The organism is Quisquiliibacterium transsilvanicum (assembly GCF_014202215.1).
GTDB lineage: Bacteria > Pseudomonadota > Gammaproteobacteria > Burkholderiales > Burkholderiaceae_E > Quisquiliibacterium > Quisquiliibacterium transsilvanicum.
Map to the genome: position 1 here is coordinate 319,401 of NZ_JACHGB010000004.1, position 23,030 is coordinate 342,430.

Annotated in this window: 23 protein-coding genes; 14 read left to right on the plus strand and 9 right to left on the minus strand. The window is 72.3% G+C overall.

Annotated features, from left to right (window positions below; genetic code table 11):
- Positions 1 to 42: 42 nt before the first annotated feature.
- Positions 43 to 984, minus strand: a complete 942-nt coding sequence (locus tag HNQ70_RS10875) for an alpha/beta hydrolase (RefSeq protein ID WP_183967330.1) — start codon at positions 982 to 984, stop codon at positions 43 to 45.
- Between the two features lie 48 nt (positions 985 to 1,032).
- Positions 1,033 to 1,854: an SDR family NAD(P)-dependent oxidoreductase gene (locus HNQ70_RS10880; protein WP_183967332.1), complete on the minus strand. Its 822-nt coding sequence runs from the start codon at positions 1,852 to 1,854 to the stop codon at positions 1,033 to 1,035.
- Between the two features lie 271 nt (positions 1,855 to 2,125).
- Here HNQ70_RS10880 and HNQ70_RS10885 point away from each other — a divergent pair, with 271 nt between their 5' ends.
- The 3 genes from HNQ70_RS10885 (at position 2,126) to HNQ70_RS10895 (ending at position 4,852) form a co-directional block, all read left to right on the plus strand.
- Positions 2,126 to 2,434 (plus strand): putative quinol monooxygenase, encoded by a 309-nt coding sequence (locus HNQ70_RS10885; RefSeq protein ID WP_183967334.1) that lies wholly within the window; start codon positions 2,126 to 2,128, stop codon positions 2,432 to 2,434.
- Between the two features lie 74 nt (positions 2,435 to 2,508).
- Positions 2,509 to 3,648: an acyl-CoA dehydrogenase family protein gene (locus HNQ70_RS10890; protein ID WP_183967336.1), complete on the plus strand. Its 1,140-nt coding sequence runs from the start codon at positions 2,509 to 2,511 to the stop codon at positions 3,646 to 3,648.
- Position 3,649: 1 nt separating this feature from the next.
- Positions 3,650 to 4,852: an acyl-CoA dehydrogenase family protein gene (locus tag HNQ70_RS10895; RefSeq protein ID WP_183967338.1), complete on the plus strand. Its 1,203-nt coding sequence runs from the start codon at positions 3,650 to 3,652 to the stop codon at positions 4,850 to 4,852.
- 54 nt (positions 4,853 to 4,906) lie between these two features.
- On the opposite strand, the gene HNQ70_RS10900 is transcribed toward HNQ70_RS10895, so the two are convergent.
- The 5 genes from HNQ70_RS10900 to HNQ70_RS10920 all read right to left on the minus strand — a co-directional run bounded on the left by HNQ70_RS10900 (position 4,907) and on the right by HNQ70_RS10920 (position 11,354).
- Positions 4,907 to 5,767: a pirin family protein gene (locus HNQ70_RS10900; protein ID WP_183967340.1), complete on the minus strand. Its 861-nt coding sequence runs from the start codon at positions 5,765 to 5,767 to the stop codon at positions 4,907 to 4,909.
- Positions 5,768 to 5,882: 115 nt separating this feature from the next.
- Positions 5,883 to 7,394, minus strand: coding sequence for a GTPase domain-containing protein (locus tag HNQ70_RS10905; protein WP_183967342.1), 1,512 nt, complete (start codon positions 7,392 to 7,394; stop codon positions 5,883 to 5,885).
- Positions 7,391 to 8,623 (minus strand): DUF2868 domain-containing protein, encoded by a 1,233-nt coding sequence (locus tag HNQ70_RS10910; RefSeq protein ID WP_183967344.1) that lies wholly within the window; start codon positions 8,621 to 8,623, stop codon positions 7,391 to 7,393. The genes HNQ70_RS10905 and HNQ70_RS10910 overlap by 4 nt, the downstream gene beginning before the upstream one ends.
- A 71-nt stretch (positions 8,624 to 8,694) precedes the next feature.
- The gene (locus HNQ70_RS10915; protein ID WP_183967346.1) at positions 8,695 to 10,044 is read right to left on the minus strand and encodes a cytochrome-c peroxidase; all 1,350 of its coding nucleotides are present in this window, start codon (positions 10,042 to 10,044) and stop codon (positions 8,695 to 8,697) included.
- Positions 10,044 to 11,354: an amidohydrolase family protein gene (locus HNQ70_RS10920; protein ID WP_183967348.1), complete on the minus strand. Its 1,311-nt coding sequence runs from the start codon at positions 11,352 to 11,354 to the stop codon at positions 10,044 to 10,046. Before HNQ70_RS10920 ends, HNQ70_RS10915 begins: the two co-directional genes overlap by 1 nt.
- A 147-nt stretch (positions 11,355 to 11,501) precedes the next feature.
- Here HNQ70_RS10920 and otnI point away from each other — a divergent pair, with 147 nt between their 5' ends.
- The 6 genes from otnI to HNQ70_RS10950 all read left to right on the plus strand — a co-directional run bounded on the left by otnI (position 11,502) and on the right by HNQ70_RS10950 (position 17,032).
- Complete coding sequence (gene otnI, locus HNQ70_RS10925) at positions 11,502 to 12,284, plus strand: 2-oxo-tetronate isomerase (protein ID WP_183967350.1); 783 nt, start codon at positions 11,502 to 11,504, stop codon at positions 12,282 to 12,284.
- 46 nt (positions 12,285 to 12,330) lie between these two features.
- On the plus strand, positions 12,331 to 13,239 hold the full coding sequence (locus tag HNQ70_RS10930) for a phosphoribosylaminoimidazolesuccinocarboxamide synthase (RefSeq protein ID WP_183967352.1): 909 nt from the start codon (positions 12,331 to 12,333) through the stop codon (positions 13,237 to 13,239).
- Positions 13,240 to 13,252: 13 nt separating this feature from the next.
- The gene (purE, locus tag HNQ70_RS10935; protein WP_183967354.1) at positions 13,253 to 13,750 is read left to right on the plus strand and encodes a 5-(carboxyamino)imidazole ribonucleotide mutase; all 498 of its coding nucleotides are present in this window, start codon (positions 13,253 to 13,255) and stop codon (positions 13,748 to 13,750) included.
- Positions 13,751 to 13,854: 104 nt separating this feature from the next.
- Positions 13,855 to 15,030, plus strand: coding sequence for a 5-(carboxyamino)imidazole ribonucleotide synthase (locus tag HNQ70_RS10940; RefSeq protein WP_425504364.1), 1,176 nt, complete (start codon positions 13,855 to 13,857; stop codon positions 15,028 to 15,030).
- A 94-nt stretch (positions 15,031 to 15,124) separates the two neighbouring features.
- Positions 15,125 to 16,105, plus strand: a complete 981-nt coding sequence (locus tag HNQ70_RS10945; protein WP_183967993.1) for an L-threonylcarbamoyladenylate synthase — start codon at positions 15,125 to 15,127, stop codon at positions 16,103 to 16,105.
- A gap of 129 nt (positions 16,106 to 16,234) precedes the next feature.
- Entirely contained in the window at positions 16,235 to 17,032 is a 798-nt protein-coding gene (locus HNQ70_RS10950; protein ID WP_183967358.1) for a shikimate kinase, read from the plus strand.
- Positions 17,033 to 17,047: 15 nt separating this feature from the next.
- Here the strand turns inward: HNQ70_RS10950 and HNQ70_RS10955 are convergent, their stop codons facing one another.
- Positions 17,048 to 18,106, minus strand: a complete 1,059-nt coding sequence (locus HNQ70_RS10955) for a Bug family tripartite tricarboxylate transporter substrate binding protein (protein ID WP_183967360.1) — start codon at positions 18,104 to 18,106, stop codon at positions 17,048 to 17,050.
- Positions 18,107 to 18,291: 185 nt separating this feature from the next.
- On the opposite strand from HNQ70_RS10955, the gene upp reads away from it, so the two are divergent.
- On the plus strand, positions 18,292 to 18,942 hold the full coding sequence (upp, locus tag HNQ70_RS10960; protein ID WP_183967995.1) for a uracil phosphoribosyltransferase: 651 nt from the start codon (positions 18,292 to 18,294) through the stop codon (positions 18,940 to 18,942).
- 28 nt (positions 18,943 to 18,970) lie between these two features.
- Positions 18,971 to 19,429 (plus strand): MaoC family dehydratase, encoded by a 459-nt coding sequence (locus HNQ70_RS10965; protein ID WP_183967362.1) that lies wholly within the window; start codon positions 18,971 to 18,973, stop codon positions 19,427 to 19,429.
- 16 nt (positions 19,430 to 19,445) lie between these two features.
- Here HNQ70_RS10965 and HNQ70_RS10970 read toward each other — a convergent pair whose 3' ends face one another.
- Positions 19,446 to 20,660 (minus strand): acyl-CoA dehydrogenase, encoded by a 1,215-nt coding sequence (locus tag HNQ70_RS10970; protein WP_183967364.1) that lies wholly within the window; start codon positions 20,658 to 20,660, stop codon positions 19,446 to 19,448.
- 151 nt (positions 20,661 to 20,811) lie between these two features.
- Here HNQ70_RS10970 and HNQ70_RS10975 point away from each other — a divergent pair, with 151 nt between their 5' ends.
- From HNQ70_RS10975 to HNQ70_RS10985, 3 genes are all read left to right on the plus strand, one after another.
- Positions 20,812 to 21,711, plus strand: coding sequence for a LysR substrate-binding domain-containing protein (locus HNQ70_RS10975; protein ID WP_183967366.1), 900 nt, complete (start codon positions 20,812 to 20,814; stop codon positions 21,709 to 21,711).
- A gap of 52 nt (positions 21,712 to 21,763) precedes the next feature.
- A complete protein-coding gene (msrA, locus tag HNQ70_RS10980; RefSeq protein WP_183967368.1) occupies positions 21,764 to 22,315 on the plus strand; it encodes a peptide-methionine (S)-S-oxide reductase MsrA in 552 nt (183 codons plus the stop codon).
- Positions 22,316 to 22,378: 63 nt separating this feature from the next.
- Positions 22,379 to 22,984, plus strand: coding sequence for a LemA family protein (locus HNQ70_RS10985; RefSeq protein ID WP_183967370.1), 606 nt, complete (start codon positions 22,379 to 22,381; stop codon positions 22,982 to 22,984).
- Positions 22,985 to 23,030: the final 46 nt, after the last annotated feature.

The window sequence follows — 23,030 nt, forward strand, 5'->3', positions numbered from 1 at the left end:
GGCGGGGTGCCGTCGCCCCGCGCTGACCCGCCCGCCAGAGGCTCAGGGGCTGAGCTCCCTGCGCAGCGTGCTTGCGCACAGCAGCACTGCGGCGTTGGCCTCGTCGATCACCTTGCCCATCGTGACAAACCCGTGGATCTGGCGCTCGAAGCTGACGTGCGTGGCGCGGTTGCCGGCTTCGCTCAGGCGCTGCGCGTAGTGCAGTCCCTCGTCGCGCAGCGGGTCGTAGCCCGCGGTGATCACGAGCGCCGGCGGCAGCCCCGCCAGGTCCTCGCGGCGCAGCGGCGAGGCGCGCCAGTCATCCTTGTGCGCAGCGTCGGCGATGTAGTGGCTGTAGAAATAGGCCATCGTCTCTTTCGTGAGCAGGTAGCCGGCGCCGTTGCGGTGGTAGGAATCGGTGCCGCAGTGCGCGTCGGTGGCGGGGTAGATCAGCAACTGGAAGGCGATCGGCAGGTCGCCAGCGTCGCGCGCGGCGATCGCGACCACCGCGGCGAGGTTGCCGCCCGCGCTGTCGCCGCCGACGGCGAGCCGGTCGGCGTCGATGCCCAGCGCGCCGGCGTTCCTGCGCACCCAGTAGGCGGCGGCGACGCAGTCGTCCACCGCCGCCGGGAAGCGATGCTCCGGTCCCATCCGATAGTCGGTCGACATCACTGCGCAGCCCGACAGGTTGGCGAGCTCGCGGCACAGCGTGTCGTGGGTGTCGAGGTCGCCGATGACCCAGCCGCCGCCATGGAAGTAGACCAGGACCGGGAGTACCGCGTCCTTCGCCGCGCCCCTGGGCCGGATCAGCCGCATGGGGATCGTGCCGTGCGGGCCCTCGGCCTGCAGCTCGCGGGTCTCGGCCACCTCGGGCGAAGCGGGCTGCGTCGCGAAGCGGCGCTCGCGGTAGATCTTGCGCGCTTCCTGCGGCGTGAGCTCGTGGGTGGGCGGCGCGCCGATGCTCTCGATCAGCTCCAGCAGTGCGCGGGCATGGGGATGCAGCATCCGGATCTCCTTCGTTGTCAATTCTGGGCTCGTCTTGCGGCTCATTCCTCAGACCATCAGCATGCCGCCGTCGACCAGGATCGACTGGCCGGTCATTCCGCCCGCGGCGCGCGACGCGAGGTGCACCGCAAGGTCGGCGATCTCGCGCGGCTCCAGCACCCGCCCGATCGGCACGCGCGCGGCGATCGTCGCCGCCAGCGCGGCGTCGGGGTCGACGCCCATCACCGCCGCCTGGCCCCGCTTGAGGCTGTCGGCCATGTCGGTGCCGACGATGCCCGGGCAGATCGCGTTGACGGTGACGCCCTTCGATGCGGTCTCGAGCGCAATGCAGCGCGTCAGGCCCACCACTGCGTGCTTGCTGACGTTGTAGCCGCTCTGTCCGCGCGAGCCCCAGCGCCCCGCGGTGGAGGCGATGTTGACGACGCGGCCGTAGCCGCGCGCGAGCATGCCGGGCAGGGCGGCCTGGGTCAGGTGGATGACGCCGAAGAGGTTGACGTCGAGCAGCCGCTGGAACTCCTCCGGCGAGTGCTCGAGGAAGGACTTGCCCAGGTAGACGCCCGCGTTGTTGACCAGCACGTCCAGGTGGCCGAAGTGCGCCTGCGCTTCGGCCACGACGTCGAAGCAGGCGCTGCGGTCGGTGACGTCGGCCTGCAGGCAGAGCGCAGGCTCGGGCGTGCCCGCCAGTCCTTGCGCCACCTCGCGCAGCCGCGCGGCGTCGGTGGCGACCAGGCAGAGCTTGGCGCCCTCGGCCGCGAAGGCCTCGGCGATCGCGCGGCCGATGCCGCGGCTCGCGCCCGTGACCAGCGCCACCGAACCCTGCAGCCGGCCGGCGTGCGTCGCCGGGCCGGCGCCCGTCCGATGCTTCGTCATTGCGTGTCTCCGTGGTTCTTTCCGAGGCGTGGCGCTCTCCCGGCGCCTTGCCCTGGCGCGGCGGGACCAGCCCGCCGCGCGCGATGGTTTCGAGTGTAACCGCCGTGACGCGGGCTCCCCGGGCGCCCGCGGAAATCCGGAACGGCCGGCCCGACCCGGGGCTGCGGTCCAGCCGGGCGGGGCGCCTGCGCCGGCGCCGCGGCACCGCGCATCCGGTATCCTCGCTTCCTCGTGCGGCCGCGGGGCCGCTGCCAACGCGCAGGAGCGTCCCATGATCCATGTCATCGCGGTCATCACGGCCAAGCCGGGCCGCCGGGGAGAGGTGCTCGAGGCGTTCCGAGCCAACATCCCGGCGGTGCGCGCCGAGGACGGCTGCATCGAGTACGTCCCCGTCGTCGACGCCGAGGGCATGGGCAGCTGGCAGGCCCGCATCGGCGAAGACAGTTTCGTGGTCGTCGAGAAATGGCGCGACGCTGCCGCGCTGGCGGCGCATGCGAAGGCGCCGCACATGGCCGACTACTCCGCGAAAACCAGGGAACTGGTCGCCACCCGCACGATCCATGTGATGTCGGCCGCCTGAGCGCGCCCGCATCAGTCCATCGGCCGGTCGCGGCGACGCGCGCCGGCCCCATCCTCTGACGAGGTGATACCCGGATGAATCTTCAGTTGACGAGCGAGCAGCAGATGCTGCGCGAGAGCGCGGTGCGCTGGGTGGCCGAGCGCGGCCGCCCCGCCCATGCCGGCGAGGCGCAGCCTCCCGCGGGCGAGCGCTGGCGCGAGATGGCCGACATGGGCTGGCTGGCGATGACGCTTCCCGAGCGCGACGGTGGCCTGGGCCAGGGCGTGGCCGAGACCTGCGTGCTGGCCGAGGCGCTCGGCGCCGGCCCGGTGGTCGAGCCCTTCCTGCCCGCCGCAGTGATGGCCGGCGGGCTGCTGGCCGATGCCGGCAGCGACGCGCAGCGCGAGCGCTGGCTCGGCGCGCTGGCCTCCGGCGAGGCGGTGGTGGTGCCGGCGACGATCGAGCGCGGCACCGGCCATGACGTCTCGCGCACCGCGACCAGCGCAACCCGCGACGGCGGCGGCTGGCTGCTCGAGGGCGACAAGAGCATGGTGCCCTCGGGGCCGGCGGCGCAGGCCTGGATCGTGTCGGCGCGCACCAGTGAAGGCGAAATCGCCTTCTTCCTGGTCGAGCGCGGCGCTGCGGGCGTCGCCACCCGCGACTTCCCCTCGGTCGACGGTGCGGGCGCCTGCTCGCTTGCGCTGCGCGGGGTGCGCGTTGACGACTCGGCCCGGCTGCCGGGCGCCAGCCTCGAGTCCTTCCAGCGGGTGCTCGACCATGCGCTGGTCGCCGCCTGCGCGGAGTCGGTCGGCGCGATGGATACGCTGGTGAAGGCCACCGTCGACTACACGAAACAGCGCAACCAGTTCGGCCGTCCGCTGTCGGCCAACCAGGTGCTGCGCCATCGGATGGCCGACATGTCGATCCATGCCGAGGAGGCGCGCTCGATCACGCTTGGCGCGGTGCTGGCGCTGCAGGACGCGGAGCGCACCGGCGACGCGCAGTCGCGCTCCCGCGCTGCCGCTGCGGCGCGCGCCAAGGTCGGGCTCGGCGCGCGCCGCGTCGCCGAGGAGGCGGTCCAGCTGCACGGCGGCATGGGCGTCACCGACGAACTCACCATCGGCGTGTACATGCGCCGCCAGATGGCGCTCGACGCCATGTTCGGACCCGCGGAGTGGCATCTGCGCCGCCATGCACAGATGCGCCGGCCGCTGGCCGCCGGATCGGAGAACTGAGATGAAGCTTTCCTTCGGCCCCGATGAACTGGCCTTCCGCGACGAAGTGCGCGCCTTCCTGGGCGAGAAGCTGTCGCCGGAGATGAGCCGCGCCACCCACCTCACCACTTCGGTCTTCTCCGAGCCCGAGATCGGCCGGGTGTGGAACCGCATCCTGAACGACAAGGGCTGGTCCGCGCCCGCCTGGCCCAGCGCGTTTGGCGGCACCGGCTGGAGCCTCGTGCAGCGCTGGATCTTCGCCACCGAGCTGGCCCGCGCGGGCGCTCCCTCCCTGTCGCCGATGGGCCTGAAGATGGCCGGCCCGGTGATCATGAAGTTCGGTTCGCCCGAGCAGAAGTCGTACTACCTGCCGCGCATCCTGGCCGGCGACGATTACTGGTGCCAGGGCTACTCCGAGCCGGGCTCGGGCTCGGACCTGGCTTCGCTGGCGACGCGCGCGGTGCGCGACGGCGACCATTACGTCGTCAACGGCACCAAGATCTGGACCACCCACGCTCATCACGCGAACATGATGTTCGCGCTGGTGCGCACCGGCGGCGAGGATACGCCGAAGCACAAGGGAATCAGCTTCCTGCTGGTCGACATGAAGACGCCGGGAATCACGATCCGCCCGATCCGCACGATCGGCGGCGACCACGAGGTCAACCAGGTGTTCTTCGACGACGTGCGCGTGCCGGTCTCGCAGCGCGTCGGCGAGGAGGGCGAGGGCTGGACCATCGCCAAGTACCTGCTCGAGTTCGAGCGCGGCGGCTCGATCACTTCGGGCGACCTGCGCTCCACCTTCGAGTGGCTGCAGCGGCTCGCCCAGGAGACGCCCGGCGGCGAGGGCAGCGTGCTGGACGACCCGGATCTCGCGCTGGCCTTCTCGACGGTGGAGATCGACATCGACGCCCTCGAAATGACCGAACTGCGCGTGATGTCCTCGCTGCAGACCGGGCAGAACCCCGGCGCGGTGTCGTCGCTGATGAAGCTGCGCTGGAGCGAGATCGAACAGGCGCTGACGCGGCTGGGCGTGCGGGTGCTCGGTCCGGATGCGCTCGCCTGGGAAACGACGCGCCCGCTCTACGCGGAGGGCGCCGACCCGGTGCTGGACGATCTGGCCCGCCCGGTCACCGCCAAGTACCTGAACACGCGCGCCTTCACCATCTTCGGCGGCGCTTCCGAGATCCAGCGCGAGATCATCTCGCGCGAGCTCATCGGTTGAGCCCGCGGGGCGGCCCGGCTCCGGCCGGGCCGCCCCTGCCGCGCCCGCAGGCTCTCAGGGCAGCGGGATCCAGTCGGTTTCGCCCGGGATCCTGCCGAGCCGCTGCGCGCTCCAGTCCCGCTCGGCCTGGCCGATGCGCTCCCGCCGGCTGGACACGAAGTTCCATGACAGCGCGCGCGGCGCGTCCAGCGGCGCCCCGCCGAGCAGCATCGCGAGGGCCCCGTCCGGGGCATCCACGATGCATTCGCGGCCCGGCGACAGCAGCCCGAGCGTGCGCTCCGGCAGTGGCACGCCGTCCACCTCGAGCCCGCCCGTGACCGCGTAGAGCGCCCGCTCCTCGTGTTCCGGGGGCAGGGTGAGCCGTCCACCCGCGGGCAGTTCCAGCGCGCAGTACAGCGTGGGCCCGAACACCCCCGCCGGCGAGCGCCGGCCGAAGGCCTCGCCCGCGATCACCGTCACCGTCGCGTCGCCGCTGCGCAGGCGCGGCAGGCTGTCGGCAGGCCAGTGCTCGAAGGACGGGGCAGTTTCTTCGTGGGCGATCGGCAGCGCCACCCAGGACTGGATTCCGTGCAGGCGGTGGCCGGCCTCGCGTTCCGGCGCAGGCGTGCGCTCGGAATGCACGATGCCGCAGCCGGCGGTCATCCAGTTGAGGTCGCCGGGCCGGATCACCTGCCGGCTGCCCAGGCTGTCCCGGTGCAGCAGCGCGCCCTCGAACAGCCAGGTGACCGTTGCCAGGCCGATGTGCGGGTGCGGTCGCACGTCCAGGCCCGTGCCGGGCGCGAACACCGCCGGCCCCATGTGGTCGAGGAACACGAAGGGCCCGACGGCGCGCAGGTCCTTGTGCGGCAACAGCCTGTGTACTTCCAGGCCTCCTACGTCCTTCCCTCGTGCGGTGACGGTGCGCTCGATCGGCATGGCGGACTCCCCGTGTGCGATGTGCCTGGGGTCAACCTTAGCGCACGCCGCCCGGGCAGAGCGCGCGGACCGCGCGGACCGGGCGGGCGGGGGCGATTCCTGCCGCGCCGAGGGCTCAGGGACGAAAGCCCGGGTAGAGACGGGCCAGCGCCTGCCGGGCAGCGGTGGCCAGCAGGCGCTCCAGCGCGGGCTCGAATTCCGTGCTGGACGGGCGCTGTGCCCGGCCCGCCCAGAGCGCCTTCAGGGCGCCACGCTGCGGTTCGAGCGCCTCCCTGACCACGGCCTCCCAGTGCGGCGGGTGCTCGGATGCGCTCCAGTCGCCGCGTCCGCGGCCGTAGTGCGCCACGGCCAGGTAGCCCAGCAGCGCTGACGATGCAAGTCCGTCCAGCACCTCGTCGGACCAGGTCACCGAGGCCACGTCCTTGCCGCGCACCAGGTTGTAGCCGCGCGCCAGGCCGGCCGCGCCGAGCGCGCCGAGCAGGCCGCCAGCGAGCAGGCCGCCGCCCAGCGTGAGGCCGCCGGTGGCGATGTCCGCCTTCAGCCCGGCCAGCGATCCCGCGACCAGGCCGCCGAGGATCGCTGCCCGCCCTTCGTCCACCGGTGTCTCGACCGCGTAGTGCTCCGCCAGGCGCTCGAGGACGACCTGAGCCGCGCGGCCCTGCAAGCCGTGCAATTCGATCAGGCGGTCGGTGCTGGCGCGGATGTCGGCGTCCAGCCGCTCGGCGAGCGCCCGCATCGCCGCGCGGCGCGCGGTGTCGACCCGTTCGCCGTCGTCGGGCGCGCGGCCAGGGCGCAGCGAACTGCCGAGTTCGCGCAGCGTGTCGCGCAGCCGTCCGGGCGGGAGGTCCTGCGCGTCGGCCGCCGCCCGCGCAATGCGCCTGGCCAGCTCGTGGATCGACGCCGCGAAAGTCCGCTCGCGCCGCGCCTGCCAGGCGCCGAGCAGGCGCGAGAATCCAGGGCGCTTGTCCGCCGGCAGTACATCCTCGACCGCCTCGAGCAGCGCGATTTCCTGCACCCAGCAGCGCGCGAAGGCGTCCAGCGCAAGCACCTTGCGCACCGTGCGCGTGCCACGCAGCCGGGCCTCCCAGCGTGCGATCTCGGCGGCTTCCTCGGCGGGCGGGCGGGGCGCGCCGGTCTGGTTGAGCAGCGCGATGACCGGCTTGCCCATCCAGTCGAGGATGCGCAGCTCGGGGTCGACGTAGGCCGCATCGGCCGGATCCTCGGCCGCGTTGACCAGGTAGAGCACCACGTCGGCGCGGTCGCGCACGTTGCGGATCGCCTGCTGGCTGGACCACAGGGGGCGGTCGCGGAAGCGGTCCCAGACCTGCGCGAGCATCCAGATCACCGGATTGGCGGACTGCTCCAGCCGGCGCGCCAGGCGGTGGCTGTCGCCGAAGCCGGGGGTGTCCCAGAGCGAGAGCCGGTCGCCTTCGGCGCTGTCGATCAGCACGTGCCCCTCGGCGAGGTCGGTCACGTGGGCGGCGTCGCGCACCTCGCCGATCTCGCGGCCGAGCAGGGTGCGCGCGAGCGTGGTCTTGCCTGCGTTGGTGTGCGAGACCAGGCTCAGCGAGACCTGGGTGGCGTCCGGTGCGCCGCGCGACGGCGCCTGCGCGGGATCCTGGCTCATCGTGCGGTCTCCTGCCGTTGGCCGAGCGCGGCGAAGCGGGGCGCGACGCCGAGATCCTCGAAGACCGCGCGCCAGGCGGCGCGGCGCTCCGCGGCCCGCTGCGGGGAGTTGCCGAAGCGCTCGAGGAAGGCGGTCTCGTCGACCAGTACCCGCAGCTCGGCGCCGGGGGCGAGCCGGCGCTTCAGTTCGGCGGCGAAGGCGGCGTGCGTTTGCGGCTCGGGTGTGGCGCTCATCTGGAACAGCGCGATCAGCAGGCGGGCGCGCGGATCCAGCAGGCGGCCAAGGCCTTCGGTCTCGGCCAGCTCCGGCGAGGTCGAGGGCGACAGCTCCAGTGTGACCGCGGGTCCGAGCTCGCGCGCGAGCAGCGTTTCGAGGCCACGCCGGCTGGCCTCGGGCGGCGCGAAGCTGTAGGGCATCGCCTGGACGCGGATCGAACCGTCGGCATCCGCCGGCACCCTGGGCAGGGGGGCGTCATCGCCGGGGGTGCGGCCCGGGCCGCCGCCGGGCGCGTGGACTGCGCGCGCTTGCGGCGCCATGGCTTCGAGCCGGCGGGCCAGTCTCGCGCTGCGCAACGCAAGCAGGATCCGGGGCAGGATCACCAGCAGCGCCACGGTGATCGCGTAGAGGTGGATCCAGCGCGCAGCGCTTTCGCCCGGGCCTGCTCCGAAGCGCAGCGACCCGAGCGCCTGCGCGTCGGGCAGTGCGATGCCGGACAGCGCGCTTGCGGGACCGAGCACCAGGCCGAGCAGCAGGTGCACACCCGAAGCATCCAGGAAAGTGCTCTCCCAGCCGGCCCGGTACTCGAAGGCGAGGCCGCGCAGGTAGAGGCCCGCGAGCATTCCCGCGGCCAGCGCCGCGGAGGCGGCATGCAGCGCCGCCGAGGCGCGCGCGAGGTCCGCCGGCGCTGGCGCCGACAAGGGCAGCGGCGAGGGACCGGCGAGGCGGCCCGCGCGCAGCATCGCCCGTTCGATCGGCCCGGGGGCCGCGGCGCTCCGTCCGGATGCCGCGGCGATGCGGCGGGCCAGCAGCGCCAGGTAAACCGCGAGGTTCCAGGCGATCAGCCCGAGCATCGGCGCGGCGAGCAGATTGACCTGGCGCTCGGCGCTCAGCGCGTCGGTGGCGAGCCCGGCGAGGAAGGCGAGCACGACGGCAACGGGGCCGACCCAGGCGCGCCAGCCGTCGGTCCGTCCGTGCGCGGCGTTCCGCGCAGCGGAAGGACCCGCGCTCATGCGGCGCGCACCCCGCGGCGGACGCAGGGGCGAAGGGGGGGAGGGAGGGAGGCGTTCATCGGCGGCCCATGCTACCAGCGTCGGGTGCGCGGCCGCTCGGGGCTTTTCCCGCTGCGTTCGGGCCCGGACGTGGCGGGAAAGGCCCTGTCGCCTGTCGCGGCCTGGCGCGCGGGCCCGGCCTCGAGGCTGTGCAGGAAGGCCAGCAGGTCGTCGGTCTCGGCCTCGCTCAGGCGCAGCGGGCGCAGGATCGCCTCGCCGTCGACATGCAGGCGATCCTCGTCGAGCTCCGAGTAGTGCCGGAGCACGTCGCGCAGGCTGGCGAGGCGGCCGTCGTGCATGTAGGGCGCGGTTGCCGACAGGCCGCGCAGCGTGGGCGTGCGCCATTCGCCCCAGTTGCGGTGCTCCTGGCGGACGGTACGGGTCTTCAGCGCCGGATCGCCGCCGCCGCCGTCTCCGGAGCGGCGGTCGACCCAGCGGCCCAGCAGGTTGTAGGGGTCGCTGCGCAGCCGGCGCAGCCCGGCGTGCCTGCCGGGGTCCACCCGGCCCGGCGCGGCCAGGAAGGGCATGCCCACGTCATGGAACTCGTCGTTGGTGAAGCCCGGGCCGAGGTGGCACATCCAGCAGTTGCCCTTGCCGACGAAGATCTTCAGCCCGCGCAGCGCGGCGGCGGGGTAGCGGGCCGCCGCCGGGGCGTCGCCGCGCGCCAGCGCGTCCCGGAAGTCGTCGAAGGGGGTGCGCGGCGAGCGCAGCGTCTCCATCCAGGCGGCGAGCGCCTTGCCCGCCCGCACCAGCAGGCGCTCGTCTTCCGTCGTGCTGCCGGGCGCGAGGCCCCGTTCCGCAGCGAGGCCCGGGCCCGCACCGAGCGCCGGGCCCGCACCGAGCACCGGGCTCGCACCGAGCGCCAGGTCCGCACGGAGCGCCGGGTCCGCGCGCAGGCGCCGGGCGACCAGAGCGGCGTCGGCGCCCATTTCCGTCGGCGACAGCAGCGGCCGGATCGCCGCCGCCCACAGGCTGTCGGCGCCGCCGTCCCAGCCGAACCAGCGCCGGTCGGCCACGTCGAGCAGGCCCTGGGTGTTCCGGTCGTGGGCCGCGAGGCCCTGGGCCCGGGGGCGCCCGTCAGTGAAGCCGCGGGCGGGGTCGTGGCAGCTGGCGCAGGCCAGGCGCCCGTCGCGCGAAAGCCCCTTGTCGAAGAACAGCCGCCGGCCCAGTTCGATCGCCTGCGGGTCGCAGGAAAGCCAGCTGGTCGGATCGCAGGCCGCGGCCGGCGGCCAGGGGCCCAGCGAGAGCACCCGCTGGAGCTGCTCGGCGGTGAGGGTGGCGGCCGGGTCACCCGCGGCGAGCGCACCGCCCATGGCCAGTCCGCAGGAGAGGGCGAGCGCGCAGGCGAGGCTGCGCGCCCCGCGGGTCGCCGAAGTGCGCATCAGCGCACCATCAGCAGCCGGGACAGGAGTTCGCGGTGGCCGTCGACCTGTGCCTCGAACACGATCGCCCAGCGGCCGGGCATATGGAACAGCAGCCCCTCGGCGCGCCAGCGGCCGTCCGGCATCCGGCGGACCTGCGGGACGTAGTTCATGCCGTGCCGGTGCTCCGGCATCGTCGCGTCGATCGCCAGCGAGCGCACCTCGGCGCCCTTGGCCTGGCCCAGCGGACACACGGCGGCGACGATCGCGAAAGGACTGCCCACCGTCACCTGCGCAGGCTCGGTGTGCCAGACGATCGCCGCGCCGTCGGAATCGATCCGCTCGCTGCCGGCGGGCAACTGCGCGCAGGGATCGGCCGTCGGCGTGTCGCCGCGGGCCCGGTTCGCTTCCCATGCCGGCAACAGCAGCGCCTCGGCGTTGCGCCACGCGATGCGTTCGGCCAGCGCCGCGGGCAGGTCGGCCAGCCAGGCGCGGCTCCAGGCGGCGTGCTCCGGGATGTAGTGAAGCCGCTCCGGAGTGAAGGTGTCGGTGCCCACCATGAACCGGTCGGGGAAGGCTGCGAAGAGCTCGCGCCAGGCCGGATCGACCCTGCCGCCCGCGCCATGCTCGCTGCGGAAGGCGAGGTCGGCCCAGAGCGTGCGGTGCCTCTGGAGCAGCGCGCGCACGTTCTCTGGCCGGTCGAAGCCGGCATGCGCCCACAGCACCCGGGCGCCGGGATCCTGCCGGAAGATACGTTCCACGGCATCGGCGTCGGAGTGCGCATGCAGCACGAGCCTGTTATCGCGGGCCAGCTGCACGAGGCGCCTGGGCACCGGCAGGTCGGCGTCGGCCCCGTAGAGGTGGAACTCGCCGATCGCGGCGTAGCGATGCCTGGCGAGGCGGTCCTCGACGTGCCGGGCGACGTCCGGGTCGTGCATCCAGGTCTGGAGCTCGCCGCGGCGCCGGTAGGGACGCAGGCTGGGGATGACCAGGTCCGGGGCGGCCGCCAGCAGCCGCTGCGTGCCTTCGTCGTCGGAACTGGAGACCAGCGCCCGGCGCAGCCCGGCCTGGCGCATCAGCGCGATCACCGCGGCAGTCGGGACCACGTCCCAGGCGTCGTGGCTGTAGTGAATGTGCGCATCGAAGATCGGCAGCGCCCCGCCCGGCGCCTGCGCGGCGGGCGTCTGCGCAGTGGGAGTCTGCGCGGCGGGAGTCTGCGCGGCGAGCGGGCCCGCTGCGGCAAGCGCGAGCCCGGCGGCGCAGGCGAGCCGAAGGAAGGCGCGCCGGGGGACGCCGCGCACGAGGTCGTCGATTCCGGTGTGCCGGTTCATGTCGCGTGCCTTTCCGGTCGGCTTCCCGAGGGTAGGGTCGATGCTACACCGGCCCCGGGAGCGGGAACGATCGTGCATCATCCGCCTGGCGAGCCCCGCGCCGCGCCGCCTCGCGCACTCCCAGCCCCCGAACGACCGGTCCGAGCCATGCCCCGCTTCGCCGCCAACCTGACGATGATGTACAACGAGCACCCCTTCCTGGAGCGGTTCGGCGCCTGCGCCGCCGATGGATTCGAGGCGGTGGAGTGCCAGTTCCCCTACGTCCATGGCGCCGCCGAGATCCGCGACGAGCTCGACCGGCACGGCCTGAGGCTGGTGCTGATCAACGCGCCGGCCGGCGACTGGGCCGCGGGCGAGCGGGGCGTGGCCGCGCTGCCCGGCCGGCGCGAGGAGTTCCGGCGGGGGGTGGACCTGGCGATCGAGTACGCGACGGCACTCGACTGCCCGCGCATCCACCTGATGGCGGGAATCGTCGGGCGGGGCGCAGAGCGGGTCGCGCACCTCGAGGCCTACGTCGACAACCTGGCCTGGGCCGCGCAGCGGCTCGGCGACCATGGCCTGGAGGCGCTGATCGAGCCGATCAATCCGCGCGACTTCCCCGGCTACCTGCTGAACCTCCAGGCCGAGGCGCATGCGATCGTCGAGCGCATCGGTGCGCCCAACCTGAAGGTGCAGATGGACCTGTATCACTGCCAGGTCGTCGAAGGCGACCTGGCGACCAGGATCCGCCGCCACTTCGCCCGGATCGGTCACGTCCAGGTCGCCGGCGTGCCGCACCGGCACGAGCCCGACCTGGGCGAGGTCCACTATCCCTACCTGTTCGAGCTGCTCGATGCGCTGGGCTACGAGGGCTGGATCGGCTGCGAGTACCGGCCGCGCGCGGGGACGTCCGCCGGGCTGGGCTGGCTGCGCGCGCTGCGCGGCGGCTGACGCGCTCCCGGCTTCGGGCAAAATAGCGTTTTAAGGAGCCCGCCCGATGCCGGCGACCGCACGTCCAGCTCTCTACGAATCCAGCCTCCGCTCGCTGCCCCTGGTCGGCCGCGGCAAGGTGCGCGACAACTACGCCGTCGGCGAAGACAAGCTGCTGATCGTCACCACCGATCGGCTGTCCGCCTTCGACGTGGTGATGGGCGAACCGATCCCGGACAAGGGACGGGTGCTCAACCAGATGGCGCTCTACTGGTTCGAGAAGCTCGCCGACCTGGTGCCCAACCACCTGACCGGCATCGCCCCGGAGTCGGTGGTGGCCGCCGACGAGGTCGACCAGGTGCGGGGCCGCTCGATGGTGGTGAAGCGCCTGCAGCCGATCATGGTCGAGGCGGTGGTGCGCGGCTACGTGATCGGTTCCGGCTGGAAGGACTACCAGGCCACGGGTGCGATCTGCGGCATTGCACTGCCGCCCGGGCTGCTGCAGGCGGCCGAGCTGCCCGAGCCGATCTTCACCCCCGCTGCCAAGGCGGCGGTGGGCGAGCACGACGAGAACATCTCCTTCGACGACATGGCGTCGCGCGTGGGCCGGCTGCTTGCCGAGCGCATTCGCGAGATCAGCATCGAGCTCTACCTGCGGGCGCGCGAGCATGCCGCCCGGCGCGGCATCATCATCGCCGACACCAAGTTCGAGTTCGGCCTTGACGACGAGGGCGTGCTGCACCTGATGGACGAGGCGCTCACCGCCGATTCCTCTCGTTTCTGGCCGGCCGACGCCTACCGGCCGGGCATCTCGCCGCCATCGTTCGACAAGCAGTTCGTGCGCGACTACCTGGAGACGGTGCCGGGCTGGAACAAGAAGGCTCCTGCGCCGACCCTGCCGCCCGAGGTGGTGGCGGCGACGGCCGAGAAATACCGCGAGGCACTGCGCCGGCTGACCGGCCGCGAACTCGACTGACCGGAGAGCAACGATGAGCGAGGCCTCGCCGCTGGTCGGCGTGCTGATGGGCAGCAGCAGCGACTGGGAAGTGATGCGGAACGCGGTCGCCATCCTCGAGGAGTTCGAGGTTCCGCACGAGGCCCTGGTGGTCTCCGCGCACCGCATGCCCGACGACATGTTCCGCTACGCCGAAGAGGCGCGCGGGCGCGGGCTGAGGGCGATCGTCGCCGGCGCCGGCGGCGCCGCCCACCTCCCCGGGATGCTCGCCGCCAAGACCATCGTCCCGGTGTTCGGCGTTCCCGTGCCTTCGAAGTACCTGCGCGGCGAGGATTCGCTTGCGTCCATCGTGCAGATGCCGCGCGGCGTGCCGGTGGCCACCTTCGCGATCGGCGAGGCTGGCGCGGCGAATGCCGCGCTGCACGCGGTCGCCATGCTGGCCACCACCGACGAGGCACTCGCCGCCCGCCTGCTGGCCTTCCGTTCCCGCCAGACCGAGGCCGCGCGCGGCATGACGCTGCCGCGCGGCTGAAGCCGCGCGGCGCCCGCGGTTCCCCGCGGTTTCCGTCCGCCGACGGCATCTCCTTCCTCTCACGGTTCGCATCCACGGAGTCCTGGCGCATGTTCGAGTCGCCGATTGCAAGACACCTGCCGCTTCCGCCCCTGCAGCCCGGGGACTGGCTCGGCCTGCTCGGAGGCGGCCAGCTCGGCCGCATGTTCTGCATGGCGGCGCAGAGCCTCGGCTTCAGGGTCTGTGTTCTCGACCCGGGCGCCGACAGTCCGGCGGGCGCGGTCGCGGACCGCCACCTGTGCGCCGGCTACGAGGATCCGCAGGCGCTGGCCGAACTCGGTCGGCTGTGCCGGGCGGTCACCACCGAGTTCGAGAACGTGCCCGCGAGCGCGCTCGACCTGCTGGCTGCAGGCATGGTCGTGAGCCCTGCCGGCGCGAGCGTGGCGGTTGCCCAGGACCGCATCGTCGAGAAGGCCTTCGTGCGCGACTGCGGCACCCCGGTGGCCCCGTACGCCGAGATCCGCAGCGCGGCCGATCTGCGCGCAGCGGACCCCGGTCTGTTCCCCGGAATCCTCAAGGCGGCGCGGCTCGGCTACGACGGCAAGGGGCAGGCCCGCGTCGCCGACGTCCACGAGGCGCTCGCCGCCTTCGATCGCTTCGGCGGCGTTCCCTGCGTGCTGGAGCGCAGGCTCGATCTCGCGATGGAGGTTTCGGTCGTCGTCGCCCGCGGCTTCGACGGGCTGCAACTCGCCTACCCGGTGTCCGAGAACGTCCATCGCGACGGCATCCTGGCCCTCTCGACGGTGCCGGCGCGGGTTTCGCAGGACGTCGCCTGGCGGGCGACCGACGCCGCGCTGAAGATCGCGCAGGCGATGGACTACGTCGGCGTGCTCTGCGTCGAGTTCTTCGTGCTGTCCGACGGCTCGCTGGTGGTCAACGAGATGGCGCCCAGGCCGCACAACTCCGGCCACTACTCGATCGACGCCTGCGTCAGCAGCCAGTTCGAGCAGCAGGCGCGGGTGATGGCCGGACTGCCGCTGGGGTCGGTGCGCCAGCTCGCCCCGGCGGTGATGATCAACCTGCTCGGCGACATCTGGTTCGAGGACGCGCAGGCGCGCACCCCGCGCGAGCCGGACTGGGCGGCGGTGCTGCGCCACCCGCAGGCCAAGCTGCACCTGTACGGCAAGACCGAGGCCCGGCGCGGCCGCAAGATGGGCCACGTGACCGTGCTCGGCGACTCGCTGGATGAGGCGATGAGCGTCGCGATCCAGATCGAGCGCCAGCTCGGCATCACCGGATGACGGCTGCGGCCCGGTCCGGCAGGCGGCGGCGCAGCCGCGGGACGTCTGCGCGACAGGACTGCCCGGCGTGCTGAGCGTCCGGCCTGCGGACCCGATGGCGATCGAGGAGGCCGCGGCCCGGCTCGCGCGCGGCGAACTCGTCGCGTTCCCGACCGAGACCGTCTACGGCCTCGGAGCGGACGCTTCTTCCGGCCCGGCAGTGGCGGCGATCTACCGGGTCAAGGGCCGCCCTGCGGATCACCCGCTGATCGTACACGTCGCCGACGCCGCGCAGGCGCAGTGGTGGGGCGAGCTCGGCGCGCAGGGGCTCGCGCTGGCGCAGGCCTTCTGGCCCGGACCGCTCACGCTGATCGTGCGGCGCAGCGCGCAGGCCCCCGGCTTCGCCTGCGGTGGCGAGCCCACGGTGGGGCTGCGCTGCCCGGCGCATCCGGTGGCGCTCGCGCTGCTGCGCGCGTTCGCTCGGCTGGGCGGTCACGGCGTGGCAGCGCCCTCGGCGAACCGCTTCGGCCGGGTCAGCCCGACGCGGGCCGCGCACGTCGCCGCCGATCTGGCAGCGCATGCGGCGGGCGCGCTCGGGCTGGTGCTCGACGGCGGTCCCTGCGAGGTCGGTCTCGAGTCCACCATCGTCGACCTGTCACGAGGCGCGCCGGTGCTGATGCGCCCGGGCGGCGTCGCGGCCGACCGGATCGAACGCGTGCTCGGCTGCCCGCTGCTGCCGCGCGATGCGCAGGCACCGCGCGCATCCGGAACCCTGGCCGCGCACTATGCGCCCCGCACCCCGGTGGAGCTGGTCGACGGCGATGCGCTGGCTGCGCGCCTCGCCGAGCTCGCCGGCCAGGGCCGGCGGGCAGCGGCCTGGTGCCGGCATCGCCCCGACGCGCCCGGATCGGCGCACTGGGAGCAGGCCGAGGACGACCCGGCGCTGTTCGCGCGCGACCTCTACGACGGGCTGCGCAGGCTGGACGCGCTGGGGCTGGACCGCATCCTGGTCGAGCGCCTTCCGGCCGGCGCGGCCTGGGATGCGGTGAGAGACCGCCTGGAGCGCGCCGCGGCGACCTTCGCCGGCAGCGCCTGAGGGCCCCGGGCCGCTTGCCGGCGCCGTCCCGGCGGCCCGTGGCCCGCGGCCATCTTGTGGCCGTCCTGTGGCCGTCCTGTGGCCATCTTGCGGCCGTCACCGCCACGGCAGTATCGTGCGCTGGAGACCATGACCGCCAAGACTCCCGATGAAACCGCCTTCCTCGCGCAGCTTGGCATGCGGGTGCGGCGCGCACGCGCCAGGACTGGCCTGACCCGCCGCCGGCTGGCGGCGCTGTCGGGTGTGTCCGAGCGCTATCTCGCGCAGCTGGAGGCAGGCGACGGCAACGGCTCGATCCTGCTGATCCGGCGGGTGGCGGCGGCGCTGGCCGTCGAACTCACCGAGCTGATCGGTCAGCCGGTCGACGTCTCCCGGCACGGCCGGATCGCCCTGGTCGGCGTGCGCGGCGCCGGCAAATCGACGCTCGGCGCGCGGCTTGCCGACCGGCTCGGCATGCCCTTCATCGAGCTGACCCATGAGATCGCGCGCGACCTGGGCGCGCCGCTGGAGTCCTTCATCGCGCAGGAGGGCCAGCACGCCTACCGCGAGGCGGAGCGCCGGGCGCTGTCGCGCGTGGTGGACGCCCACGAGCGCTGCGTGATCGCCGCGGGGGGCTCCCTGGTCCTGGAGCCGCAGGCCTACCAGCTGCTGCGCAGCCGCTGCTTCACCGTGTGGCTGAAGGCGACGCCCGAGGACCACATCGCGCGGCTGATCGCGCAGCGCGACCTGCGCCCGCTGCAGGGCAGGGAGAACGCACCTGCGGAGCTGCGCATGCTGCTCGCCCAGCGCGAACGCCTCTACGCGCTGGCCGACTTCACGATCGACACCAGTGCCAACGACGAGGCGACCTGCCTGACGCTGCTGCTCGAGGCGGTCCGGGAGGCGGGCATCGCCGCCCCGCCGTCGGAACCGGGGCCGCCCGGCTGAGCGCAGGCGAAGGGGTCAGTCGACCGTTGCGCCGCTGCGCTTGACGATCGGGGTCCAGATCTCGAGCTCGCGGGCGAGGAAACGCCGCAGTTCCTCCGCGGTGCCGCCGCCCGGCTCCATGTAGAAGCCTGCGAGCCGTTCCCGGATATCGGGCTGGCGCAGGATTTCATTGATCTCCCGGTTCATGCGCTCGACGATCTCGCCCGGCGTGCCGGCCGGCGCCATCACCGCCATCCATGCCTCGTTCTCCGCATCCGGAATCCCGGACTCCCGCATCGTCGGCACTTCGGGCATCAGCGGGCTGCGTTTCGGAGTCGAAACCGCCAGCGCATTGAGCCGGCCAGCCTTCACCTGCGGCATCACCGCCACCGCGGGCACGCAGGCGAAGTGGACGTCGCCCTGCAGGATCGAGGTGATCGCCGCTGGCGACGACGGGTAGGGGATGTGGACCGCGAAAGTGCCGGTGCGCGCCTTGAGCAGCTCGACGCCGAGATGGGACAGGCTGCCCACGCCCACCGACGAGAAGTTGAACCTGCCGGGCTCGCGGCGCATCGCCGCCACCAGTTCGCGCATCGAGCGGATGCCGGAGTCGGCGCGGACCGCGCAGACACTGGCCTGCGAGCCGCCCATCACGACCGGCGCCAACTGCCGGAAGGGGTCGTAGCCGAGCTTCGGATTGAGCGCGACGTTGTTGACCAGCGGGCCGTTGGTGCTGACCAGGAAGGTGTGCCCGTCGGGCGCGGCCCGGGCGACCGCCCCGGTGCCGAGGTTGCCGCCCGCGCCGGCGCGGTTCTCGACCAGCACCGGCTGTCCCAGGCGCGGCGTGAGCCGCTCGGCGAGCAGGCGCGCGAACACGTCCGGCGACGAGCCTGCGCCGTAGGGGATGACGATCTTCACCGGCCGCTGCGGCCATTCCTGCGCCGTTGCTGCGCCGGGGGCGGCCAGGGCCAGCGCGGCCGCGGCGAGCAGTCCGCCGAGGGCAGCGCGCCGGCGCACCGCCCCGTTCGCGGCAGGAGTGGCGCGGCGCGAGGATGCGTCGTGCCGGCGGGTGGGGAAGCTCGTTCTGTCGTTCATGTCGGAAGCGCCGCGCGTGGCAGCGGAGAGGGAGTTCGTCGAGGGAGGACCCCGCCGGGAGCGCGCCGCAGGCGCTGCCCCGGACGGGCACGGAGGTGCGCCGCAGGGCGACCGCATGCGCACCTGCCGCTACACTAGCGCGATTGTCCCCCGGTCGCGCGAGCGGCCCCATGCCCGCCCACGCCATGCGCCAGGATCCCCGCTTCCCCAACCTGTTCATCCTGGATCACCCGATGATCCAGCACAAGCTCACGCACATGCGCGACCGGCGCACCTCGACGCGCACCTTCCGCGACCTGCTGCGCGAGCTCACGCTGCTGATGGGCTACGAGATCACCCGCGACCTGCCGCTGACCACCGAGCGAATCGAGTCGCCGCTGACTGCGATGGACGCGCCGGTGATCGCCGGCAAGAAGGTGGCCGTGGTGCCGGTGCTGCGCGCCGGGCTCGGCATGGCCGAGGGGCTGATGGACCTGATTCCTTCGGCGCGGCAGGGGCACATCGGCCTGTACCGGGGCGACGATGCCCGCCCGGTCGAGTACTACGTCCGCCTGCCCGACGTGGAGGGGCGCATGTTCATCGTCTGCGATCCCATGCTCGCCACCGGCTACTCCGCGGCGCACGCGGTACGGGCGCTGGTCGAGCGCGGCGTGCCCCCCGCACACATCCGCTACCTGGCACTGGTGGCCGCTCCCGAGGGGATGGAGGTCTTCCAGCGCGAGCATCCCGCGGTGCGGGTCTACGTCGCGGCGCTCGACAGCCACCTCGACGCGGACTCGTACATCGTTCCCGGCCTCGGCGACGCCGGGGACCGCATCTTCGGTACCAAGAACTGAGAACCTGCAGGGGTTCCAAGGAGGAAGCATGAAGAAGACCTTCGAATCGCTGGCCGAGCTCAAGTCGCTGGTCGGCGAGGAAGTGGCCGTCAGCGACTGGGAGCGGGTCACCCAGGAGCGGATCGACCGCTTCGCCGAGGCCACCGGCGACTTCCAGTGGATCCACTGCGACCCGGAGCGCGCTGCGCTCGGCCCCTTCGGGACCACGATCGCGCACGGCTATCTAACGCTGTCGATGCTGCCGATGTTCATGGAGCGCAGCATCGAGCTGAAGAACGTGCGGATGGGCGTGAACTACGGCCTGAACCGGGTGCGCTTCACCGCGCCTGTGCCGGTCGACAGCGAACTGCGCGCCCGCATCCGCCTGCTCGCGGTCGAGGAACTTCCCGACAACGGGGCGCAGATGGTGTGGCAGTACACGGTGGAGCGCAACGGCAGCGACCGGCCGGTGTGCGTGGCGGAGTCGATCTCGCGCCGCTACGCCTGAACCGGTCGCGGGCCGATCAGGAGAAGGCCTGGATGCCCGTCTGCGCGCGTCCAAGGATCAGCGCGTGGATGTCGTGGGTGCCCTCGTAGGTGTTGACCACCTCGAGGTTGACCAGGTGGCGCGCAACTCCGAACTCGTCCGAGATGCCGTTGCCGCCCATCATGTCGCGCGCCATGCGGGCGATGTCCAGCGACTTGCCGCAGGAATTGCGCTTCATGATCGAGGTGATCTCCACCGCCGCCGTGCCTTCGTCCTTCATCCTGCCTAGCCGCAGGCAGCCCTGCAGGCCGAGCGTGATCTCGGTCTGCATGTCGGCCAGCTTCTTCTGGATCAGCTGGTTGGCGGCCAGCGGGCGCCCGAACTGCTTGCGGTCGAGCACGTACTGGCGGGCCCGGTGCCAGCAGTCCTCGGCGGCGCCGAGCGCACCCCAGGCGATGCCGTAGCGCGCCGAGTTCAGGCAGGTGAACGGGCCCTTCAGGCCCTCGACGCCGGGCATCAGCTGCTCGTCGGAAACGAACACCTGGTCCATGACCACCTCGCCGGTGATCGATGCGCGCAGGCCCACCTTGCCGTGGATCGCCGGGGCCGAAAGGCCCTTCATTCCCTTCTCGAGGATGAAGCCCTTGATGCGGCCGTCATGGTCGCCGCCGGCGCACTTGGCCCACACCACGAAGACCGTTGCGATCGGCGAGTTGCTGATCCACATCTTGCTGCCGCTGAGCTCGTAGCCGCCGGATACCTTCTTCGCCCGGGTCTCCATCGAGCCCGGGTCGGAGCCGTGGTTCGGCTCGGTCAGGCCGAAGCAGCCGATCCACTCCCCGGTGGCCAGTTTCGGCAGGTACTTGCGTTTCTGGTCCTCGGTGCCGAACTCGAAGATCGGCACCATCACCAGCGAGCTCTGCACGCTCATCATCGAACGGTAGCCGGAGTCGATGCGCTCGACCTCGCGCGCGATGAGGCCGTAGCTGACGTAGTTCAGCCCCGGGCCCCCGTACTCGGCGGGGATGGTCGGCCCGAGCAGACCGAGTTCGCCCATCTCGCGGAAGATCTCCGGGTCGGTCTTCTCGTGGCGGAAGGCCTCGATGACGCGCGGCGCCAGGCGGCCCTGGCAGTAGGCGGCAGCCGCCTCGCGCACCATCCGCTCGTCCTCGGTGAGCTGCGCGTCGAGCAGCAGGGGATCCTCCCAGTTGAACGAGGCCTTGGCGGGGGCGTGTGTGGCTTTGGCGGTCATCGTGCTCTCCTGGTTCGTGTTGCGGTTGATGGTAACGCCGGGGCAGGCGCCGGGACAAACGACGATTGGGAACCCAGTCATGCAATAAACTCAAGGCTGGAGGCGCGAGATCCGGGGTCGAAGACCGCATCGATGCGCCGGAGGAAAGTCCGTGCGCAGGAAACTTCCCAGCACGCAGGCGCTGGCCTGCTTCGAGGCCGCGATGCGGCACGAGAGCTTCACCAGGGCCGCCGTGGAGCTCTCGCTCACGCAGAGCGCGGTCCATCGCCAGGTCACCGGGCTCGAGCGCTTCCTCGGCGTGAAGCTGTTCCGGCGCTCGCGCCATGGCATCTCGCTGACCGACGCCGGGCTCGGCTACGGCCGTCTGGTCGCGCGCAGGCTGGATGCGATCGAGCGCGACACGCTCGCGGTGATCGGGCGCGGCGGGGCGTCCGGGTCGATCGAGCTCGCGGTGGTGCCCACCTTCGCTGCCCGCTGGCTCGTGCCGCGGCTCGCCGACTTCCGCGCTGCGCATCCGGAGATCGTGGTCAACCTCGAGACCAGCACAAGGCCCTTTCTGTTCGCCGATTCCGACTTCGACGCGGCGCTGTACGCAGGCACGCCCGCCGACATCGCCAACTGGCCGGGGACGATCGCAATTTCCCTGCTCCCCGAACGCGCCGTCCCGGTCTGCTCGCCGGCGTTGGCAGGGCCGCGGCGCAGGCTCTCCCCGGCACGCATCGGAGCCTTGCCGCTGCTGCAGCAGTCGACCCGCCCCTACGCCTGGCGTCGGTGGTTCGAGGCCCAAGGGGTCGAAGGGGTGCGCGACCTTGACGGGCCGCGCTTCGACCTGTTCTCGATGCTGGCGGTGGCCGCGGCGCGCGGCATGGGGGTCGCGCTGGTGCCGAGGATGCTGGTCGAGGCGGAACTGGCGCGCGGCGAGCTGGTGGTGCCCTGCGATCGGCCGCTCGACGAGGGGCGCGCGTACCACCTGGTATTGCCCGAACGCAAGGCGGGCAACCCGGCGCTCGAGCGCTTTCGCGACTGGCTGCTCGCCGAAGCCGGGCGATAATCGCTGTGCGCGCCGCCCCGCCCCGGGACGGCCCGCGGCAAGGGAGACACCGATGGATCGAAGGACGGCAGTGCTGGGCGGCGGGTGCTTCTGGTGCACGGAGGCGGTGTACCTGGATCTCGACGGCGTGCTTGCAGTCGAGCCCGGCTACGCGGGCGGACACGTTGCGTCCCCGACCTACGAGCAGGTGTGCGGCGGCGAGACCGGGCACGCGGAGGTGGTGCGCATCGAATACGATGCCGACCGCATCTCTTATCGCGACCTGCTGCAGGTGTTCTTCTCGATCCACGATCCCACCACCCTGAACCGTCAGGGCGCCGACGTCGGCACGCAGTACCGGTCGACCGTGATGACCCTGGACGATGCCCAGCGGGAGGAGGCCGAGGCTTTCATCGCCGCGCTCGGCCAGGAGAACGTCTTCGGCAGTCCGATCGTCACCGAGGTGGTGCCGCTGTCGGCCTGGCATGCGGCCGAGGACTACCATCGGCGATACTATGAGCGAAATCCGCACCAGGGCTATTGCATGGTCGTGGTCGGCCCCAAGGTGGCGAAGTTCCGCAAGCAGTTCGCGGGCCGCCTGAAGGCGGCGGGAACCGCCGGCTGAACGCAGCGCGCCGGGCCCCCGCCGGGCGCCGCGCCGGATCGAATCTTCATGGAGCACTCACGCATGTCCATTCGCTGGCTCAATCGCATCCTCCTGGCTGCCCTGTTCGCGGTCGGGCTGTCCGGCTGCGGCTACAACGACATCCAGTCCTCCGACGAGGGCACCAAGTCCGCCTGGTCCGAGGTCCTCAACCAGTACCAGCGCCGCGCCGACCTGATCCCGAACCTGGTCAACACGGTGAAGGGCTTCGCCGAGCAGGAGAAGGAGGTGTTCACGCGGGTCACCGAGGCGCGCTCGCGGGTCGGGCAGATCCAGGTCAACCCCGGCGACCCCGAATCCCTGAAGAAGTTCGAGCAGGCGCAGCAGGAGGTCGGCAGCGCACTCTCCAGGCTGCTGGTGGTGGCGGAGAACTACCCCCAGCTCAAGTCGGACGCGAACTTCCGCGACCTCCAGGCGCAGCTCGAGGGCACCGAGAACCGCATCGCGGTGGCCCGCAAGCGCTACATCGAGTCGGTGCAGGGCTACAACGTGCTGGTCCGCCAGTTCCCCGTGAACCTCACGGCGATGGTCTTCGGCTACGGCCCCAAGCCGCAGTTCTCGGTCGAGAACGAACGCGAGATCTCCACCGCGCCCAAGGTCGACTTCGGCCGGCCGGCGGAGTCAAAGTAAAGCGCCACGGATGAACCGCGGGCGCGCTGGCGCGCCCGCCTTCCCT

Coding starts and splice junctions, on each gene's coding strand:
- HNQ70_RS10910 (WP_183967344.1), bottom strand. CDS start 8,623: ATGAGCGCGGGTCCTTCCGCTGCGCGGAACGCCGCGCACGGACGGACC.
- purE (WP_183967354.1), top strand. CDS start 13,253: ATGAGCGAGGCCTCGCCGCTGGTCGGCGTGCTGATGGGCAGCAGCAGC.
- HNQ70_RS10930 (WP_183967352.1), top strand. CDS start 12,331: ATGCCGGCGACCGCACGTCCAGCTCTCTACGAATCCAGCCTCCGCTCG.
- otnI (WP_183967350.1), top strand. CDS start 11,502: ATGCCCCGCTTCGCCGCCAACCTGACGATGATGTACAACGAGCACCCC.
- HNQ70_RS10885 (WP_183967334.1), top strand. CDS start 2,126: ATGATCCATGTCATCGCGGTCATCACGGCCAAGCCGGGCCGCCGGGGA.
- HNQ70_RS10970 (WP_183967364.1), bottom strand. CDS start 20,660: ATGACCGCCAAAGCCACACACGCCCCCGCCAAGGCCTCGTTCAACTGG.
- HNQ70_RS10890 (WP_183967336.1), top strand. CDS start 2,509: ATGAATCTTCAGTTGACGAGCGAGCAGCAGATGCTGCGCGAGAGCGCG.
- HNQ70_RS10955 (WP_183967360.1), bottom strand. CDS start 18,106: ATGAACGACAGAACGAGCTTCCCCACCCGCCGGCACGACGCATCCTCG.
- HNQ70_RS10900 (WP_183967340.1), bottom strand. CDS start 5,767: ATGCCGATCGAGCGCACCGTCACCGCACGAGGGAAGGACGTAGGAGGC.
- HNQ70_RS10965 (WP_183967362.1), top strand. CDS start 18,971: ATGAAGAAGACCTTCGAATCGCTGGCCGAGCTCAAGTCGCTGGTCGGC.
- msrA (WP_183967368.1), top strand. CDS start 21,764: ATGGATCGAAGGACGGCAGTGCTGGGCGGCGGGTGCTTCTGGTGCACG.
- HNQ70_RS10880 (WP_183967332.1), bottom strand. CDS start 1,854: ATGACGAAGCATCGGACGGGCGCCGGCCCGGCGACGCACGCCGGCCGG.
- HNQ70_RS10945 (WP_183967993.1), top strand. CDS start 15,125: ATGGCGATCGAGGAGGCCGCGGCCCGGCTCGCGCGCGGCGAACTCGTC.
- upp (WP_183967995.1), top strand. CDS start 18,292: ATGCGCCAGGATCCCCGCTTCCCCAACCTGTTCATCCTGGATCACCCG.
- HNQ70_RS10950 (WP_183967358.1), top strand. CDS start 16,235: ATGACCGCCAAGACTCCCGATGAAACCGCCTTCCTCGCGCAGCTTGGC.
- HNQ70_RS10920 (WP_183967348.1), bottom strand. CDS start 11,354: ATGAACCGGCACACCGGAATCGACGACCTCGTGCGCGGCGTCCCCCGG.
- HNQ70_RS10895 (WP_183967338.1), top strand. CDS start 3,650: ATGAAGCTTTCCTTCGGCCCCGATGAACTGGCCTTCCGCGACGAAGTG.
- HNQ70_RS10905 (WP_183967342.1), bottom strand. CDS start 7,394: ATGAGCCAGGATCCCGCGCAGGCGCCGTCGCGCGGCGCACCGGACGCC.
- HNQ70_RS10985 (WP_183967370.1), top strand. CDS start 22,379: ATGTCCATTCGCTGGCTCAATCGCATCCTCCTGGCTGCCCTGTTCGCG.
- HNQ70_RS10875 (WP_183967330.1), bottom strand. CDS start 984: ATGCTGCATCCCCATGCCCGCGCACTGCTGGAGCTGATCGAGAGCATC.
- HNQ70_RS10915 (WP_183967346.1), bottom strand. CDS start 10,044: ATGCGCACTTCGGCGACCCGCGGGGCGCGCAGCCTCGCCTGCGCGCTC.